Annotated in this window: 14 protein-coding genes; 4 read left to right on the top strand and 10 right to left on the bottom strand. The window is 74.7% G+C overall.

All coding sequences use genetic code 11. The annotated features are described in order from the left end of the window. Positions 1–230 precede the first annotated feature (230 nt). From ACIQ8B_RS01190 to ACIQ8B_RS01175, 4 genes are all read right to left on the bottom strand, one after another. Positions 231–854, bottom strand: a complete 624-nt coding sequence (locus ACIQ8B_RS01190; protein WP_106414552.1) for a GntR family transcriptional regulator — start codon at positions 852–854, stop codon at positions 231–233. A 217-nt stretch (positions 855–1,071) separates the two neighbouring features. Continuing rightward, positions 1,072–2,937 carry a 2-oxoglutarate dehydrogenase, E2 component, dihydrolipoamide succinyltransferase gene (sucB, locus tag ACIQ8B_RS01185; RefSeq protein ID WP_403544346.1) on the bottom strand — a complete coding sequence of 622 codons (1,866 nt, stop codon included), beginning with the start codon at positions 2,935–2,937 and terminating at the stop codon, positions 1,072–1,074. A 61-nt stretch (positions 2,938–2,998) separates the two neighbouring features. Next, entirely contained in the window at positions 2,999–4,387 is a 1,389-nt protein-coding gene (lpdA, locus tag ACIQ8B_RS01180) for a dihydrolipoyl dehydrogenase (protein WP_198602576.1), read from the bottom strand. A gap of 226 nt (positions 4,388–4,613) precedes the next feature. Then, positions 4,614–6,152 (bottom strand): leucyl aminopeptidase, encoded by a 1,539-nt coding sequence (locus ACIQ8B_RS01175; RefSeq protein ID WP_403544343.1) that lies wholly within the window; start codon positions 6,150–6,152, stop codon positions 4,614–4,616. A gap of 342 nt (positions 6,153–6,494) precedes the next feature. Here ACIQ8B_RS01175 and ACIQ8B_RS01170 point away from each other — a divergent pair, with 342 nt between their 5' ends. Continuing rightward, a complete protein-coding gene (locus ACIQ8B_RS01170) occupies positions 6,495–7,292 on the top strand; it encodes an endo alpha-1,4 polygalactosaminidase (RefSeq protein WP_403544341.1) in 798 nt (265 codons plus the stop codon). Here ACIQ8B_RS01170 and ACIQ8B_RS01165 read toward each other — a convergent pair. Both ACIQ8B_RS01165 and ACIQ8B_RS01160 read right to left on the bottom strand, forming a co-directional pair. Continuing rightward, a complete protein-coding gene (locus ACIQ8B_RS01165; RefSeq protein WP_403544339.1) occupies positions 7,252–7,857 on the bottom strand; it encodes an RDD family protein in 606 nt (201 codons plus the stop codon). The two genes, ACIQ8B_RS01170 and ACIQ8B_RS01165, sit on opposite strands and share 41 nt — an antisense overlap. 83 nt (positions 7,858–7,940) lie before the next feature. Continuing rightward, positions 7,941–8,732, bottom strand: a complete 792-nt coding sequence (locus ACIQ8B_RS01160; RefSeq protein ID WP_403544337.1) for an adenosylcobinamide-GDP ribazoletransferase — start codon at positions 8,730–8,732, stop codon at positions 7,941–7,943. Positions 8,733–8,792: 60 nt separating this feature from the next. Here ACIQ8B_RS01160 and ACIQ8B_RS01155 point away from each other — a divergent pair, with 60 nt between their 5' ends. Beyond that, positions 8,793–9,533 carry a hypothetical protein gene (locus ACIQ8B_RS01155; RefSeq protein ID WP_403544335.1) on the top strand — a complete coding sequence of 247 codons (741 nt, stop codon included), beginning with the start codon at positions 8,793–8,795 and terminating at the stop codon, positions 9,531–9,533. Between the two features lie 176 nt (positions 9,534–9,709). Here the strand turns inward: ACIQ8B_RS01155 and cobT are convergent, their stop codons facing one another. Further along, positions 9,710–10,774, bottom strand: coding sequence for a nicotinate-nucleotide--dimethylbenzimidazole phosphoribosyltransferase (gene cobT, locus ACIQ8B_RS01150; protein ID WP_290007379.1), 1,065 nt, complete (start codon positions 10,772–10,774; stop codon positions 9,710–9,712). A gap of 222 nt (positions 10,775–10,996) precedes the next feature. Here cobT and ACIQ8B_RS01145 point away from each other — a divergent pair, with 222 nt between their 5' ends. Next, complete coding sequence (locus ACIQ8B_RS01145) at positions 10,997–12,046, top strand: class I SAM-dependent methyltransferase (protein WP_290007382.1); 1,050 nt, start codon at positions 10,997–10,999, stop codon at positions 12,044–12,046. 222 nt (positions 12,047–12,268) lie between these two features. Here ACIQ8B_RS01145 and ACIQ8B_RS01140 read toward each other — a convergent pair whose 3' ends face one another. After that, the gene (locus ACIQ8B_RS01140; protein WP_403544332.1) at positions 12,269–13,468 is read right to left on the bottom strand and encodes a bifunctional adenosylcobinamide kinase/adenosylcobinamide-phosphate guanylyltransferase; all 1,200 of its coding nucleotides are present in this window, start codon (positions 13,466–13,468) and stop codon (positions 12,269–12,271) included. A 116-nt stretch (positions 13,469–13,584) separates the two neighbouring features. On the opposite strand from ACIQ8B_RS01140, the gene ACIQ8B_RS01135 reads away from it, so the two are divergent. Continuing rightward, positions 13,585–13,830, top strand: a complete 246-nt coding sequence (locus tag ACIQ8B_RS01135) for a hypothetical protein (RefSeq protein ID WP_403544330.1) — start codon at positions 13,585–13,587, stop codon at positions 13,828–13,830. 99 nt (positions 13,831–13,929) lie between these two features. Here the strand turns inward: ACIQ8B_RS01135 and ACIQ8B_RS01130 are convergent, their stop codons facing one another. After that, entirely contained in the window at positions 13,930–14,607 is a 678-nt protein-coding gene (locus ACIQ8B_RS01130; protein WP_106416461.1) for a bifunctional 2-polyprenyl-6-hydroxyphenol methylase/3-demethylubiquinol 3-O-methyltransferase UbiG, read from the bottom strand. A gap of 86 nt (positions 14,608–14,693) precedes the next feature. Next, positions 14,694–15,332, bottom strand: a complete 639-nt coding sequence (locus ACIQ8B_RS01125; RefSeq protein WP_198602739.1) for a DUF3043 domain-containing protein — start codon at positions 15,330–15,332, stop codon at positions 14,694–14,696. Positions 15,333–15,376 lie beyond the last annotated feature (44 nt).

Here is a 15,376-nt window from a genome sequence, read left to right as displayed (position 1 = left end):
AAGTCCGCAGGCGACAATAACTCCGTGATCGATGATCGATCAAAGGGTTGAGGGGCAAAATCTCTTGATCTGGAGAAAGTCGGCACGGGGTGCCTCCGGCGGTGGCACGCGGTGACGGCGATGCGGCGGGTCTGCGCAGGTGAGGAGGGTGTCGCGCGTGGGAGCGCGGGGGCCCGCAGGCGGGACGGCCGCGGGCCGGTGGGGCCGACCGCGCAGTTCCCCGCGCCCCTTCAGGCGCGGGGCGCGCACCCCAGTACGTGCGACTTGACCAGTTCCGCGATGCGCGGGTCGCGGCGGCGGAACGCCGCGACCAGTTCCTCGTGCTCCTCCGCGTAGGACTGCTGCACGGTGCCCAGCCACCGTATCGACAGCGCCGTGAACACCTCGATCCCCAGCCCCTCCCACGTGTGCAGCAGCACCGAGTTCCCCGCCGCCCGCACCAGCTCCCGGTGGAACGCCACCGTGTGCCGCACCTGCGCGGTCCCGTCGGACAGCCGGTCCGCCTCGTACAGCGCGGCCACGTGCGGCTCCAGCGCCGAGCAGTCCTCCGCCAGCCGCCCCGCCGCCAGCTCCGCCGCGATCGCCTCCAGACCGGCCCGGACCGGGTAGCTCTCCTCCAGGTCGGCTGCGGTCAGGTTCCGCACTCGCACGCCCTTGTTCGGCGCCGACTCGATCAGCCGCAGCGACTCCAGCTCGCGCAGCGCCTCCCGCACGGGCGTCTGGCTGACCTCCAGCTCGGTCGCGATGCGCCGCTCCACGATCCGCTCGCCCGGCTTCCAGCGCCCGCTGATGATCCCTTCCAGGATGTGCTCGCGGATCTGTTCGCGCAGCGAGTGGACGACGGGCGCGGTCATGACGGGCTCCTTAGCGGGGCCCGCGGGCCCCCGGGGGGCTTTGACGAATAGACAATACGGCCGGGAGCCCGCCCCGGTGGGGCGCGCGGGGGCGCTCTCGCCCAGGTGAGACGAGACTTACACGCCCCATGTGACGGTGCCCCCGTCCGGAAGCCGCGAGGGCTTCCGGACGGGGGCACCGAGGGACCTGATCAGCGGTCCGTGGCCACCGCCCGGTTCACAGACCGAGCTCGACCTCGAACTCGCCGGCCTCCAGGATCGCCTTGACCGCCGTCAGGTAACGGGCCGCGTCGGCGCCGTCCACCAGGCGGTGGTCGTAGGAGAGGGTCAGGTAGGTCATGTCGCGGACGCCGATGACCGTGCCCTCCTCGGTCTCGATGACGGCCGGACGCTTGACCGTGGCGCCGATGCCGAGGATCGCGACCTGGCCCGGCGGCACGATGATCGTGTCGAAGAGCGCGCCGCGCGACCCGGTGTTGGAGATGGTGAAGGTCGCGCCGGACAGCTCGTCCGGGGTGATCTTGTTGCCGCGGACCTTGCCCGCCAGCTCCGCCGTGGCCTTGGCGATGCCGGCGATGTTGAGGCCGCCGGCGTTCTTGATGACCGGGGTCATCAGGCCCTTCTCGGAGTCCACCGCGATACCGATGTTCTCGGTGTCGAAGTAGGTGATGGTCCCCTCGGCCTCGTTGATCTTGGCGTTGATGACCGGGTGGGCCTTCAGCGCCTGGGCCGCGGCCTTGACGAAGAACGGCATCGGGGAGAGCTTGACGCCCTCGCGCGCCGCGAACGCGTCCTTGGCCCGGGCGCGCAGCTTCATCAGACGGGTGACGTCGACCTCGACGACCGAGGACAGCTGGGCCTGCTCGTGCAGGGCCTTGACCATGTTGTCGCCGATGACCTTGCGGATCCGCGGCATCTTCACGGTCTGGCCGCGCAGCGGGGACGCCTCCAGCGCCGGGGCCTTCTTCGAGGCGGCCGGAGCGGCGGCGGCCGGGGCCGGCGCGGCGGCCTTGGCGGCCTCGGCGGCGGCGAGCACGTCCTGCTTGCGGATACGGCCGCCGACGCCGGTGCCCTTGACGGTGGACAGGTCGACGCCGTTCTCGGCGGCGAGCTTGCGCACCAGCGGGGTCACGTAGGCGCCGTCGTCCGAGCCCTTGGCGGCGGCCGGGGCCTCAGCCGCGGGAGCCTGCGGGGCCGGAGCCGGGGCAGGAGCGGCCTGCTGCGGAGCCGGGGCCGGGGCGGCCTGCTGCGGAGCCGGAGCCGGAGCCGGGGCCGGGGCGGTCTGCTGCGGAGCCGGGGCGGCCGGGGCCGGCGTGGGCTCCGGAGCCGGGGCCGGCTCGGGCTGCGCGGGGGCCGGTTCGGGCTGCGCGGGGGCCGGTTCGGGCTGCGCGGGGGCCGGCTCGGGCTGCGCCGGGGCGGCCGGGGCCTCCTGGGCGGGGGCGGCGGCCGGAGCGGCGCCGGCCTCGCCGATGACGGCGAGCTTCGCGCCGACCTCGGCGGTCTCGTCCTCGCCGACCACGATCTCCAGCAGGGTGCCGGAGGCGGGGGCGGGGATCTCGGTGTCGACCTTGTCGGTGGACACCTCGAGCAGCGGCTCGTCGGCCTCGACGGTGTCGCCCACCGACTTCAGCCAGCGGGTGACGGTGCCCTCGGTGACGGACTCGCCGAGCGCCGGCAGGACCACGTCGGTGCCCTGCGCGGAACCGCCGCCGGACGAGGCCTCGACGGTGGGCGCCGGGGCCGGGGCGGTCTGCTCGGTGGACGGCTGGGCCTGCGGCTCCGGCGCGGGGGCCGGCGGGGCCGCCTGCTCGGCGGCGGGCGCCTCGGCGGCGGCGGGGGCGCCGCTGCCGTCGTCGATCAGGGCCAGCTCGGCGCCGACCTCGACCGTCTCGTCCTCGGCGACCTTGATGGAGGACAGCACGCCGGAGGCGGGGGCCGGGATCTCGGTGTCGACCTTGTCGGTGGACACCTCGAGCAGCGGCTCGTCGGCCTCGACACGCTCGCCCTCGGCCTTCAGCCAGCGGGTGACAGTGCCCTCGGTGACGCTCTCGCCGAGCGCCGGAAGGGTTACGGAAACCGCCATGGTTTCGGTTGCTCCTTAGAAGTGCGGAAGTCTGTGTCGTCGCGCCCGGTGACTGAGGGCGTCAGTCGTGGGAGTGGAGGGGCTTGCCGGCCAGGGCCAGGTGGGCCTCGCCGAGCGCCTCGTTCTGCGTCGGGTGGGCGTGGATGAGCTGGGCCACCTCGGCCGGCAGCGCCTCCCAGTTGTAGATCAGCTGGGCCTCGCCGACCTGCTCGCCCATACGGTCGCCGACCATGTGGACGCCGACCACCGCACCGTCCTTGACCTGGACGAGCTTGATCTCGCCCGCGGTCTTCAGGATCTTGCTCCTGCCGTTGCCCGCCAGGTTGTACTTCAGAGCGACGACCTTGTCCGCGCCGTAGATCTCCTTGGCCTTGGCCTCGGTGATGCCGACGGAGGCGACCTCCGGGTGGCAGTACGTCACCCGCGGGACACCGTCGTAGTCGATCGGGACGGTCTTCAGACCGGCCAGCCGCTCCGCGACCAGGATGCCCTCGGCGAAGCCGACGTGCGCGAGCTGGAGCGTCGGGACGAGGTCGCCGACGGCGGAGATCGTCGGGACGTTCGTCCGCATGTACTCGTCGACCAGGACGTAGCCGCGGTCCATCGCGACCCCGGCCTCCTCGTAGCCCAGGCCCTGCGAGACCGGGCCGCGGCCGACGGCGACGAGCAGGACCTCGGCCTCGAACTCCTTGCCGTCCGCCAGGGTGACCTTGACGCCGTCCTGGGTGTACTCGGCCTTCTCGAAGAAGGTGCCCAGGTTGAACTTGATGCCGCGCTTGCGGAACGCGCGCTCGAGCAGCTTGGAGCTGTTCTCGTCCTCGACCGGGACGAGGTGCTTCATGCCCTCGATGATCGTGACGTCGGTGCCGAACGACTTCCACGCGGACGCGAACTCGACCCCGATGACGCCGCCGCCCAGGACGATCGCGGACTTGGGCACGCGGTCCAGGACCAGGGCGTGGTCGGAGGAGATGATCCGGTCGCCGTCGATCTCCAGGCCCGGCAGCGACTTCGGCACGGAGCCGGTCGCCAGCAGGACGTGGCGGCCCTGGACGCGCTGGCCGTTCACGTCGACGGAGGTGGGGGAGGACAGCCGGCCCTCGCCCTCGATGTAGGTGACCTTGCGGGAGGCGATCAGCCCCTGGAGACCCTTGTACAGGCCGGCGATGACGTCGTCCTTGTACTTGTGGACGGCCGCGATGTCGATGCCCTCGAAGGTGGCCTTCACACCGAACTGCTCGCTCTCGCGGGCCTGGTCGGCGATCTCACCCGCGTGCAGCAGGGCCTTGGTGGGGATGCATCCGTTGTGCAGGCAGGTACCGCCGACCTTGCCCTTCTCGATCAGGGCGACGTCCAGGCCCAGCTGCGCCCCGCGCAGGGCCGCGGCGTACCCACCGCTGCCACCGCCGAGGATCACTAGGTCGAAAACGGTGCTGGCGTCGTTCGCCACGTCACGTCCTCCATGCATTGCGCCACGCCGGTCTCCAGTGACCGGTCGGCGGCTGGTGTCCGGCCGCTCTATGTTCTCGGCCCTTGTGTGGGGCCCTGTCCTGCCGAGCCCTATCCTCGCACTTGTCGGGGCCGTACGAGACGCCGGGCCGTGGTGTGAGACGTCCCACTCCCCGGTGACGGGGCCCCGTCGCACCCGCGCACGAGGCCCGTCACCCGAAGACGCGTCAGCTCAGCTCGCCGGCGGCGGCCCGCTCCGCCAGCCGCACCAGCGTGCGCACCGCGCTGCCCGTCCCGCCCTTGGGCGTGTAGCCGAAGGGACCGCCCTCGTTGAAGGCCGGGCCCGCGATGTCGAGGTGGGCCCAGGTGATGCCCTCGCCGACGAACTCGCGCAGGAACAGGCCGGCGACCAGGCCGCCGCCCATCCGCTCGCCCATGTTGGCGATGTCGGCGGTCGCCGACTCCATGCCCTTGCGCAGGTGCTCCGGCAGCGGCATCGGCCAGGCCGGCTCGCCCGCCTCCTCGGCGGCCTCGTGCACCGCGGCGCGGAAGGCGTCGTCGTTGGCCATGATGCCGAAGGTGCGGCTGCCCAGCGCCAGCATCATGGCGCCGGTCAGGGTCGCCACGTCCACGATGGCGTCCGGCTTCTCCTGCGAGGCCGCCCACAGCGCGTCCGCCAGGACCAGCCGGCCCTCGGCGTCGGTGTTGAGCACCTCGACGGTCTTGCCGCTGTACATGCGCAGCACGTCGCCCGGGCGGGTCGCCGAGCCGGAGGGCATGTTCTCGGCCAGCGCCAGCCAGCCGGTGACGTTGACCTCCAGGCCGAGGCGGGCGGCGGCGACGACCGCGGCGAACACGGCGGCGGCGCCGCTCATGTCGCACTTCATCGTCTCGTTGTGGCCGGCCGGCTTGAGCGAGATGCCGCCCGAGTCGTAGGTGATGCCCTTGCCGACCAGGGCGAGGTGCTTCTTCGCCTTGGACGAGGTGTACGACAGCTTCACCAGGCGCGGACCCGAGGCGGAGCCGGCGCCGACGCCGAGGATGCCGCCGTAGCCGCCCTTGGCGAGGGCCTTCTCGTCGAGCACCTGCACCTTGATGCCGTGCTCCTTGGCCGCCGCCTGGGCGACCGCCGCGAACGCCTCGGGGTTGAGGTCGTTCGGCGGGGTGTTGATCAGGTCGCGGGCGCGGTTGAGCTCCTCGGACACGGCGACGGCGCGCTCGAGGGCCGCCTTGAACGCCTTGTCGCGGGACTTGCCGCCGAGCAGCACGGCCTCGGCGAGCGGGGCCTTGCCGTTCTTGCCGTTCTTCGCGTCGCCCTTGTCCTTGTACGCGTCGAAGGAGTACGCGCCGAGCAGCACGCCCTCGGCGACCGCGCCGGCGTCGGCGGCGTCCGCCAGGGGCAGCGCGAACGCGGCCTTCCTGGTGCCGGCGAGGGCACGGGCGGCGACGCCGGCCGCCTTGCGGAGCGCCTCGGCGTCGTAGCCGGAGTCCTCCTCGGGCCGGGCGCCGAGGCCCACCGCCACCACGAGCGGCGCCTTGAGGCCGGCCGGCGCGGGGAGCTTGGTCACCTCGCCCTCGGCACCGGACGCGCCGAGGGTCTCCAGAACACCGGCCAGGTTGCCGTCGTACGCCTGGTCCACGGCCTCGGCGCCCGGTGCGACGACGGGTCCCCCGGGCTTGGACGCGGAGCCCTTGGCGACACCGATCACGATCGCGTCGGCGCGCAGGCCGGCGACCGCGGCGGTGCTGAGAGTCAGAGCAGTCACGGTGGTGAATTCTCGCTTCCGATGTGAAGTTTCAGTGGCCGAAGGGTGTGGGTCGACCGGGCCCGGCAGCCGACCCTAATCGTGACGTCCGGGTGCGATCCCGTCGGGGCCTCCCCCGGTGCGGCGAACACTCGGCTCCGAGCCTACGCGCGTGTGCGCCCGCTCTCATGGCCGGTGCGCACCCGCCCCGGCGCGGCGGGTGCCCCGCGGCGGGCCGGGAATGCCCCGTGCCGGCCCGTGCGGTGTCCGGATGGCGACCCGGGGTGCGGACGGCCGGGCGATCATGGGGGTGCCGCCGCGCCGCCGGGGCGCGGACGGCCGTGAGCCCTGAGGGAGCGTCCGGTGAGAAGAGCGCGTGCGGTGGCCGTCCTGCTGGCCCTGGTGCTGACGGGGTGTGCCGGGGGTTCCGGCGGCGCGGACGCGGAGCCGTCGCCGTCGGGGGACCGGTGGCGGCCGCGGCCCGGCGTCGCCTGGCAATGGCAGCTCAGCGGCCGCCTGGACACCGCCGTCGACGTCCCGGTGTACGACATCGACGGCTTCGACCACTCGGCGGAGACGGTCGCCCGACTGCACCGCGACGGCCGCAAGGTCATCTGCTACCTGTCCACCGGCGCCTGGGAGGACTTCCGCCCGGACGCGGACGGCTTCCCGGAGTCGGTGCTCGGCCGGGGCAACGGCTGGGAGGGCGAGCGCTGGCTCGACATCCGCCGCACCGACGTCCTCGGGCCGCTGATGGCCGAACGCCTCGACATGTGCCGCGACAAGGGCTTCGACGCGGTGGAGCCGGACAACATGGACGGCTACCGCAACCGCACCGGCTTCCCGCTCACCGCCGCCGACCAGCTCCGCTACAACCGGCTGATCGCCCGCCTCGCGCACGAGCGCGGCATGGCCGTGGGCCTGAAGAACGACCTGGACCAGATCCCGGACCTGGTCGGCGACTTCGACTTCGCGGTGAACGAGCAGTGCGCCCAGTACGGCGAGTGCGAGGAGCTCACCCCGTTCGTCGAGGCGGACAAGGCCGTCTTCCACGCCGAGTACGAACTGCCCACCGCCCGCTTCTGCGCCGACTCCCGCCGCCTGAAGCTGAGTTCACTGCTCAAGAGGTACGAGCTCGACGCGTGGCGGCGAACCTGCTGAGCTCCACGGAGGCCACCGAGGTGCCGGCCGCCCGGTCGGCGAGGGAGCGCCGCCGCGCGCCCAGCACCGGCAGCGCGTTCAGCAGGAACAGCACCACCGCGACCAGCCACACCAGCACCGACAGCAGGATCTCGCCCTCGAGCAGCAGCACGCAGGCCACCGCGTACACGGCGACGTCCGTGGCGGTCGTCACCGCCGCGCGCAGCGCCGCCCGGCGGGGCGTGCGCGGGGTGACCTTCAGCCCGGTGAGGGCCTTGCCGGCGGTCCGCCCGGCCAGGGCGAGGCACGCCCACTGGTAGAGGAAGGCGGCGAGGACCAGCAGTCCGAACGCCTGCCGCACGTACCCCACCGACGTGTCCCACAGCGACGTGCCCAGACCGGCGGAGGCGTCCAGCACGTCCCCGCGCGAGGTGAGCAGGTCGAAGCCGCCGCGCGCGGCCAGTCCGGGCACGTCGGTCACCAGGGCGGAGATCCGGTTGAAGGTGAGCACCGCCAGCAGCGAGGCCAGCCCCGCCACCAGCGCGAAGTCGATCACCCAGGCCGTGGCACGACGCAATGCCGGCATCAACGCCCCCCGTCCGTCCGCCGATCCGCCCCCACAGGCTAGCGGCGGGGCGGGTGTGCCCCCAGGGGGACGCGGAGATCGTTTCAGGCCAGTGACATGACGACGAGCGCGGTCGTCGCCGCCGTCTCCGCGACCCCGCCGAACACGTCGCCGGTCACCCCGCCGAACCGCCGGACGCAGCGCCGCAGCAGCAGTTCGGCCACGCCGGCCGCCACCGCCACCGCGAGCCCGGCGCGCAGCGCGTCGTACGCCCCGAGGGCCGCGCCCGCGCCCGCGAGCAGCCCCGTCGTCAGGGCCGCGGTGACCACCGCGCCCCGCACCGGCACCACTCCCGCGACCGTCGCGCCCAGCCCCTCCGGCCGGGCGGCCGGCACACCGGTGCGCGCGGCCAGGGTGAGGGCGAGCCGCGCCGCGACCGCCGACACCACGGCGGCCAGCGCGCCCCGCGCCCAGGAACCGCCGTACGCCTGCGCCAGCGCGGCCACCTGCGCCAGCAGGACGAGCACCAGGGTGAGCACCCCGAAGGGGCCGATGTCCGACTGCTTCATGATCCGCAGCGCGTCCCCGGCGGGCTTGCCGCTGCCCAGCCCGTCGGCGGTGTCGGCCAGCCCGTCCAGGTGCAGCCCCCGGGTCAGCGCGGCCGGCACGGCGACGGAGGCCACGGCGGCGAGCAGCGGCCCCGCCCCGAGGAACAGCAGCACCAGTCCCGTCGCGGCGGCCACGCCGCCCACCACCAGGCCGACCGCGGGCGCGCAGAGCATGCCCGTCCGCGCGGCCGGACGGTCCCAGCGGGTGAGCCGGGCCGGGAGCACGGTGAGGGTGCCGAAGGCGAAGCGGAGGCCGTCGGCGGGGGAGGCGGGGGAGGGCTCGGGCACCGGCGCAGATTACCCGGCGGTCAGCAGGGCGCCGCCCATGGCCGTGCATAAAGTACGCATATGGGACAGTGGCTGGAGCGGAACATCATCGAGCCGGGCAAGCTCCCGCTGCTCCTCGCGCTGACGGCCTTCGTCCTCACCTTCGTGATCACCCGGACCGTCACCCGGCTGATCCGGGCCGGCAGAGGTCCCTTCGGCAACATCACCGCGGGCTCGGTGCACATCCACCACGTGGTGCCCGGCGTCATCCTCACCGTCGTCGGCGGCTTCGGCGCGGTGGCGAGCGGGGAGCGCGGCCTCGGCCCGTACCTCAGCGCGGTGCTCTTCGGCATCGGCGCGGGGCTCGTGCTCGACGAGTTCGCGCTGATCCTCCACCTGGACGACGTGTACTGGTCCGAGGCCGGACGCAAGAGCGTGGAGATGGTGGCGCTGACGGCGGCGCTGGTCGTCCTGCTGCTGGCCGGGTTCGCGCCGTTCGGCGTCAACGACCTCTCCCAGGAGGAACTGCAGAACCGCGCGGGCGCGCTGACCGGCCTCGCCGTCAACTTCGGCTTCGCGCTGATCGCCCTGAGCAAGGGCAAGGTGCGCCTCGCGGTCTTCGGGGTGATCGTCCCGGTCGTGGCGCTCATCGGCTCCCTGCGGCTGGCCCGCCCGGGATCCCCGTGGGCCAAGCGCTTCTACCGCCACCGTCACCGGGCCAGAGCGAAGGCCCTCCTGCGCGCCTACCGCCACGACCGCCGCTGGTCCCGCCCCGCCCGAGCCATCGGGGACTGGCTGGGCGGCAAACCGGACCGCCCCTGAACGGGGGCGCGGGGAACCGCGCGAAGCGGCGGACCGGGCCCACCCCGCCCTCCGGGACGCGGAGGTGACGCCCCCGGGGGCGCGGGGAACCGCGCGAGGGGGTCCGGGGCGCGGCCCCGGGGACGGGACGGGAAGGGGCGGCGGGGGCGAAGAGAGGAAACGCCCCCGGGCCCGCCTCACTCGCCCTTGGCGGCCTCCTGCCGCACAGGCAGCTCCGCCGCCAGAACCCCCGCGGCCCGCACCAACGGCAGCGCCAGCAACGCCCCCGCGCCCTCTCCCACACGGACCCCCTCCGCCAGCAACGGCTCCAACGCCATCCGGTCCAGCGCCTTCGCCTGCCCCGGCTCCCCGCTCACGTGCGACGCCAGCCACCAGTCCGGCGCCCGGAACGCCACCCGCTGCGCCACCAGCGCACACGCCGCCGTCACCACACCGTCCAGCAGCACCGGCAGCTTCCGCACCGCGCTCTGCAGCAGGAACCCGGTCATCGCGGTGAGGTCCGCCCCGCCCACCGTGGCCAGCAGCCGCAGCTGGTCGCCCAGCACCGGCCGCGCCCGGCGCAACGCGTCCCGGATCGCCGCGCACTTGCGCATCCAGGCCAGGTCGTCGATCGCCAGACCGCCGCGCCCGGTCACCACCGACGCGTCCGTCCCGCACAGCGCCGCCACCAGCACACCCGCCGCGGTCGTGCCGCCGACGCTGACGTCGCCCAGCACCACCAGATCCGTACCGGAGTCGGCCTCCTCGTCCGCCACGGCCATCCCCGCGCGGAACGCCGCCTCGGCCTCCTCCGGGGTCAGCGCGTCCTCGACGTCGATGCGCCCGCTGCCGCGCCGCACCCGGTGGCGCACGACGTCCTCGGGGAGCGACGCCGGGTCGCAGTCCAGGGACATGTCGACCACCCGCACCGGCACGTCCAGCTGCCGCGCCAGCACCGAGACCGGGCGGGCGCCCTCCAGCACGTCCCGCACCAGCTCCGCGGCGGTGCCCGCGGGACGCGCCGAGACCTCCAGCTCCGCGATCCCGTGGTCGCCCGCGAACAGCACCACCCGCGGCCGCTCCACCGGCCGCACCGGCACCGCGGACTGCGCCGCGGCCAGCCACTCGCCCAGGTCGTCCAGGCGGCCCAGCGACCCGGGCGGCACCACCAGGCGGGACCGGTGCTCCTCGGCGTCGCGGCGCACCCCGCCGTCCGGACGCTCGATCAGATCGGTGAAGTCCTCGAGATTAAGCGAGCTCATTCGCCGAACAGTACCGGCCCCCGTCGAACGCCCCGGAGCGCCGGTCGTCCCCGCGTTCGCGCCCTCACCCCCACCACGCCACCCCGGCGGTGATCCACCCCGTGAGGCCCTCCCGTACGTAACGTTTTGCCCGGGGATGCCGGAGATCCCTCCGTCCGTCCCCGACCGTCCCCGCACGTCGCGCCACCCGCGTGCCGTACGCCCTCACGCCGGGAGCCGCCCATGTCCGCCACCTCCCCCGACGCCGCGTTCCCCGCCCCGCACGGCTCCGCCCGGGTGCACGAGCCGCGCCGCCCGGACTGCCCCTGGTGCGGCTCCGCACGGCTGCGCACCCGGCTGAGAACGGGGGACCTGCGCCGGCACCGGCCCGGACTGTTCACCGTCGACGAGTGCCGCGACTGCGGGCACACCTTCCAGAACCCCCGGCTCACCCCCGAGGGCCTGGCCTTCTACCGGCGGGCGGTGCGCGGCGCCCCCCGCGACCCCGCCACCGAGCGGGTCCTCGCCCTGCACGCCGTACGCCACCGCCGCCGCGCCGCCGCCCGCGCGATGCTGCCCTTCGGCGAACCGGAGAGCTGGCTGGACGTCGGCACCGGGCTCGCCCGCTTCCCGGACACCGCGCGGGAGTTCTTCCCGTACACGGCGTTCGACGGCACCGACCTCACCGCGCGCGTGGAGCGGGCCCGTGAGCTCGGCCGGGTCGAGGAGGCGCACGTCGGGCCGCTGACCGACCCCGCGCTGCGGGCCCGGCTGGCCGGCCGCTACGACGTGGTCAGCCTGCTGCACCACCTGGAGCGCACCACCGACCCGCGCGCCGAACTGCACGCCGCCCTCGACGCCCTGCGCCCCGGCGGACACCTGCTGATCGAGACGCTCGACCCGCGCTGCGCGTACGCCGCCCTGTTCGGCCGCTGGTGGCTGCCCTACGACCAGCCGCGCCGCCTGCACCTGCTGCCCCGCCGCAACCTCCGCGAGGAACTCGAGGCGCGCGACTGCGAGATCGTCACCGCCGGCCACCGCGCCGCCCACGTGCCGCACGACCTGGCGGGCCTCGCCGCCCTCGCCCTCTCCCACGCCCTCCCCGCCCCGGACACCCCCTGGCGAGCCGTCCCGCCGTCCCCGGGCCGGCAACGCCTGCGCACGGTCCTCCTCCGCGCCGGCACCCCCCTGGTGATCGCGGCAGCGGCGACGGACCTGGCCCTGTCCCCCCTGATCCGCCACAGCCCGTTCGCCAACACGTACCGCGTGATCGCCCACAAGCCGAAGCGGTGACCGGCCGGCCGTGCCACGGTCCGGGTCCCAGGGTCTGCCGGGCCGGCGCCGGGTGTCCCGCCCGAGAGCCCCGCCCCTGGGGCCGAGCGGCCCGCCGCCGCGCCGGCCGCGCGAGCCGGGACCGCCGGCCGCGGGCCGGCGCCGGGTGACCGGCGGGAGAGGGCGTGGCGGCGAGCCGACGGCCGTCCGCCCGCCCGGGCGGGACGCCGGCGACCCGCCGCCTCACCCGCGCAGCACCAGCGCCTGTCCCGCCACCACCAGCAGTACCTGCTCGCACTCCCGGGCGAACGCCGCGTTCAGGCGGCCCAGTTCGTCGCGGTAACGGCGGCCGGAGGCGGTGGCGGGGACGATGCCCGAGCCGACCTCGTTGGAGACCGCGACCACCGTGCGGCCGGTCTCGCGGACCGCGTCCGTCAGGGCCCGCACCCGGTCCCGCAGGGCGCGCTCGCCGCCGTCCGCCCACTCCGCGTCGTCCCACGCGCCCACCGCGTCCATCGCGTCCGTCAGCCACAGCGACAGGCAGTCGACCAGGAGCGGCGGGCCGTCGTCCCCGAGCAGGGGCACCAGGTCGCAGGTCTCCACGGTCCGCCAGGACCCCGGCCGCCGCTCCTGGTGCGCGGACACCCGCGCCGCCCACTCGGTGTCCCCGTTGCGCGAGCCGCCGGTCGCCACGTACAGCACCTCGGGGAACGACTCCAGGCGCCGCTCCGCCTCCACCGACTTGCCCGACCGCGCCCCGCCCAGCACGAGCGTGCGCCGCGGCACGTCGGGCACGTCCTCACAGGCGCCGGCCTCCAGCGTGGTCCCGTCCGGCACGGCGCGCGCCCCCGCCGCCGCGAGCCGGCGCCGTACCTCGCCGCCCGGCGGCACGTCGTGGTCCAGGTGCGCGGCGATCACGTCCGTGGCCGGCGCCACCGCGCCCGCCTCCCGCAGCCGCGCCAGCGCGTCCGGGCGGCCCACGACGTCCAGCACCACCGTCGCGTACGGCTCGGCCGGCGCCTCCAGCCCGGCCGGGGCGCCGCCCGGCGGCAGGTACAGCAGCCGCTGCCCGTCCGGGCCGGTCACCGTGTACCCGGTGCCGGGCGCGTCCAGCGCGACCGCCCGCACCCGGTGCCCGGTCAGCAGCGTCAGCTCCCGTCCGTCCGGCACCCGGCCCGGCTGCGGCAGCCCGGCCGGCACCTCCACCGCGGGGCCGTCGTGCGGGTGCGACAGCAGCACCTGGCGCACTCCGCCCAGCGAACGCCCCGCACGGGCCGCGGCGACGGCCGCGCCGGGGGTCAGGTCGAGCAGCAGTACGCCGTCCACCAGCAGCGCGGTGGCCGCCCGCGCGTCCGGCCCGAGCGCGCACGCGCACGCCGCGCAGGGACAGTCGGGGCGGGGCAGTCCCGCCGGGGCGCCGGTGCCGAGCAGAGTCAGTTCCACGCCCCGATTCTCGCCTTTCCCCACAGCCGATGCCCGTCCGACTACGCTCTTGGTCAGGAGCCGGACCAAGATCCGGCTTCTGCTGTGCAGTGAGCTCACACGCTTGGGAGGCGTACATGGCGGCATGGACGTGGCGGTTCGAGAAGACCGACGGGACGCAGGTCGAGCCCGCGGTGCCGCCGGAGGAGTTCTCCACGCAGGGGGACGCCGAGTCCTGGATCGGGGAGAACTGGAAGGCCCTCCTGGAGGGCGGCGCCGACCAGGTGCGGCTGCTGGAGGACGACACCGAGATCTACGGCCCGATGAGCCTCCACGCGGACGAGACGGCGGCGGAGACCGGGAGCGCCGACGAAGGGGCGTGAGCCGAGGCCACCCGGGCTGAGGTCACCGGGGCCGGGGCCACCCCGGCCGAGGCCACCCGAGCCGAAGCGCCCGGAGCCGAAGCGTCCGGGGCTGGGACCTCAGCCCCGGACCCCGCACAGGTGCAGCAGCGCGGCGACCCCCCGGTACGGGTCCGTCCGCCCGGCCCGGTCCTCGACCGCCAGCACCGCGTCCAGGTCGTCCGGCAGCACCACGTCGTCCGCCACCGTGTCCGTGAAGATCCGCACGCCGTACCAGGTGTGCAGCGGCGCCCCGATCCCCGCGAGGGTCGACGTCAGCCGCTTCAGCCCGAACGACGCCGTCGGCGGGCAGAACGCCGCCAGCGCGCCCGCCCAGTCGCCGGACAGCCCCGCCCGCATCGCCGCCGCGTCGCCGTTGCGCACGAGCAGTGACAGCATCCCGCCGGGCGCCAGCATCCGGGCCACCCCCGCGAGCAGCGCGTCCGGCTCCTCCACGTCGCCCGTGAGCACGCCATGACAGAGCACGACGTCGAAGCTGCCCGGCAGGAAGTGCACCCCGGTGTCCCCGGCGTGACCCTCGATGATCCGCATCCGCTCCCGGATGCCCTCGGGCTCCCCGGCGAACGTCTCCCGGGCGGCCGCGATCGACGCGGCGTCCTGCTCGACGCCCGTCACCTGATGGCCGGCCCGGGCCAGCCGCAGCGCCTGCGCGCCCCGGCCCATGCCCACGTCGAGCACCCGCAGCCGCTTCCCGACCGGGAAGCGGCCGACTATCTGCTCCTCCAGCTGGCGGGCCACCAGCTCCTCACGGACGACGTCACGCAGCCGGCCCGGCCCGCTCACCGGGCCGGGCACCGCCGTACCGTGCGCGAACGGGGTGGTGCTCAGGGCCGCTCCCCGCGCTTCACCTGGGGCTTGGGCAGCCGCAGCCGGCGCATCTGGAGCGTACGCATCAGCGCGTAGGCGACCGCGCCGCGCCGCTTCTCGTCCGGGAAGCGCTCGGCGAGCGTCTTCTTCAGCCGGAAGCCCGTCACGACCGAGTCGAGCACGATCACCGCGATGACGACCAGCCACAGCAGCAGCGCGACGTTCTGCAGCTGCGGCACCGGCACCATGCTCAGCACGAGGATGACCACGGCCAGCGGCAGGAACCACTCGGCGATGTGGAAGCCCGAGTCCACGTAGTCACGGGCGAACCGGCGCACCGGGCCCTTGTCGCGCACGGGCAGGTACCGCTCGTCGCCGCTGGCCAGCGCCTGACGCTGACGCTCCAGTGCGGCACGGCGCTCCTCGCGCTGACGCTTGGCGGCCTCCTTGCGCGACATCGTCGTGCTGGCCACGCTGCGGCGCTGCGACTGGGCCACGCTGCGCTTGGGTGTGGGGCGGCCCTTGGGGGCCTCGGGATGACGGGGCTGATGGGAGTCGGTCACCGTCGCCTTGTCGGCGACCGGTGCCTTCTCTTCCTTGGCGCGGCTACGGAACACAAAACCCAAGGGTACGGGGTGGCCGGGGTTGGACCACAGCCCCGCGGGGAACGATCCGGCAACACCGGACGTCTCTCCTAGGA

This window comes from Streptomyces sp. NPDC096105, assembly GCF_044763335.1.
Taxonomy (GTDB): Bacteria; Actinomycetota; Actinomycetes; order Streptomycetales; family Streptomycetaceae; genus Streptomyces.
This window is presented reverse-complemented; position numbering and strand designations above follow the sequence as displayed.

Excerpts from the sequence above, each read along its gene's own strand:
- ACIQ8B_RS01190 (WP_106414552.1), bottom strand. The coding sequence starts at position 854 with ATGACCGCGCCCGTCGTCCACTCGCTGCGCGAACAGATCCGCGAGCAC.
- sucB (WP_403544346.1), bottom strand. The coding sequence starts at position 2,937 with ATGGCGGTTTCCGTAACCCTTCCGGCGCTCGGCGAGAGCGTCACCGAG.
- ACIQ8B_RS01165 (WP_403544339.1), bottom strand. The coding sequence starts at position 7,857 with ATGCCGGCATTGCGTCGTGCCACGGCCTGGGTGATCGACTTCGCGCTG.
- ACIQ8B_RS01155 (WP_403544335.1), top strand. The coding sequence starts at position 8,793 with ATGGGACAGTGGCTGGAGCGGAACATCATCGAGCCGGGCAAGCTCCCG.
- cobT (WP_290007379.1), bottom strand. The coding sequence starts at position 10,774 with ATGAGCTCGCTTAATCTCGAGGACTTCACCGATCTGATCGAGCGTCCG.
- ACIQ8B_RS01145 (WP_290007382.1), top strand. The coding sequence starts at position 10,997 with ATGTCCGCCACCTCCCCCGACGCCGCGTTCCCCGCCCCGCACGGCTCC.
- ACIQ8B_RS01135 (WP_403544330.1), top strand. The coding sequence starts at position 13,585 with ATGGCGGCATGGACGTGGCGGTTCGAGAAGACCGACGGGACGCAGGTC.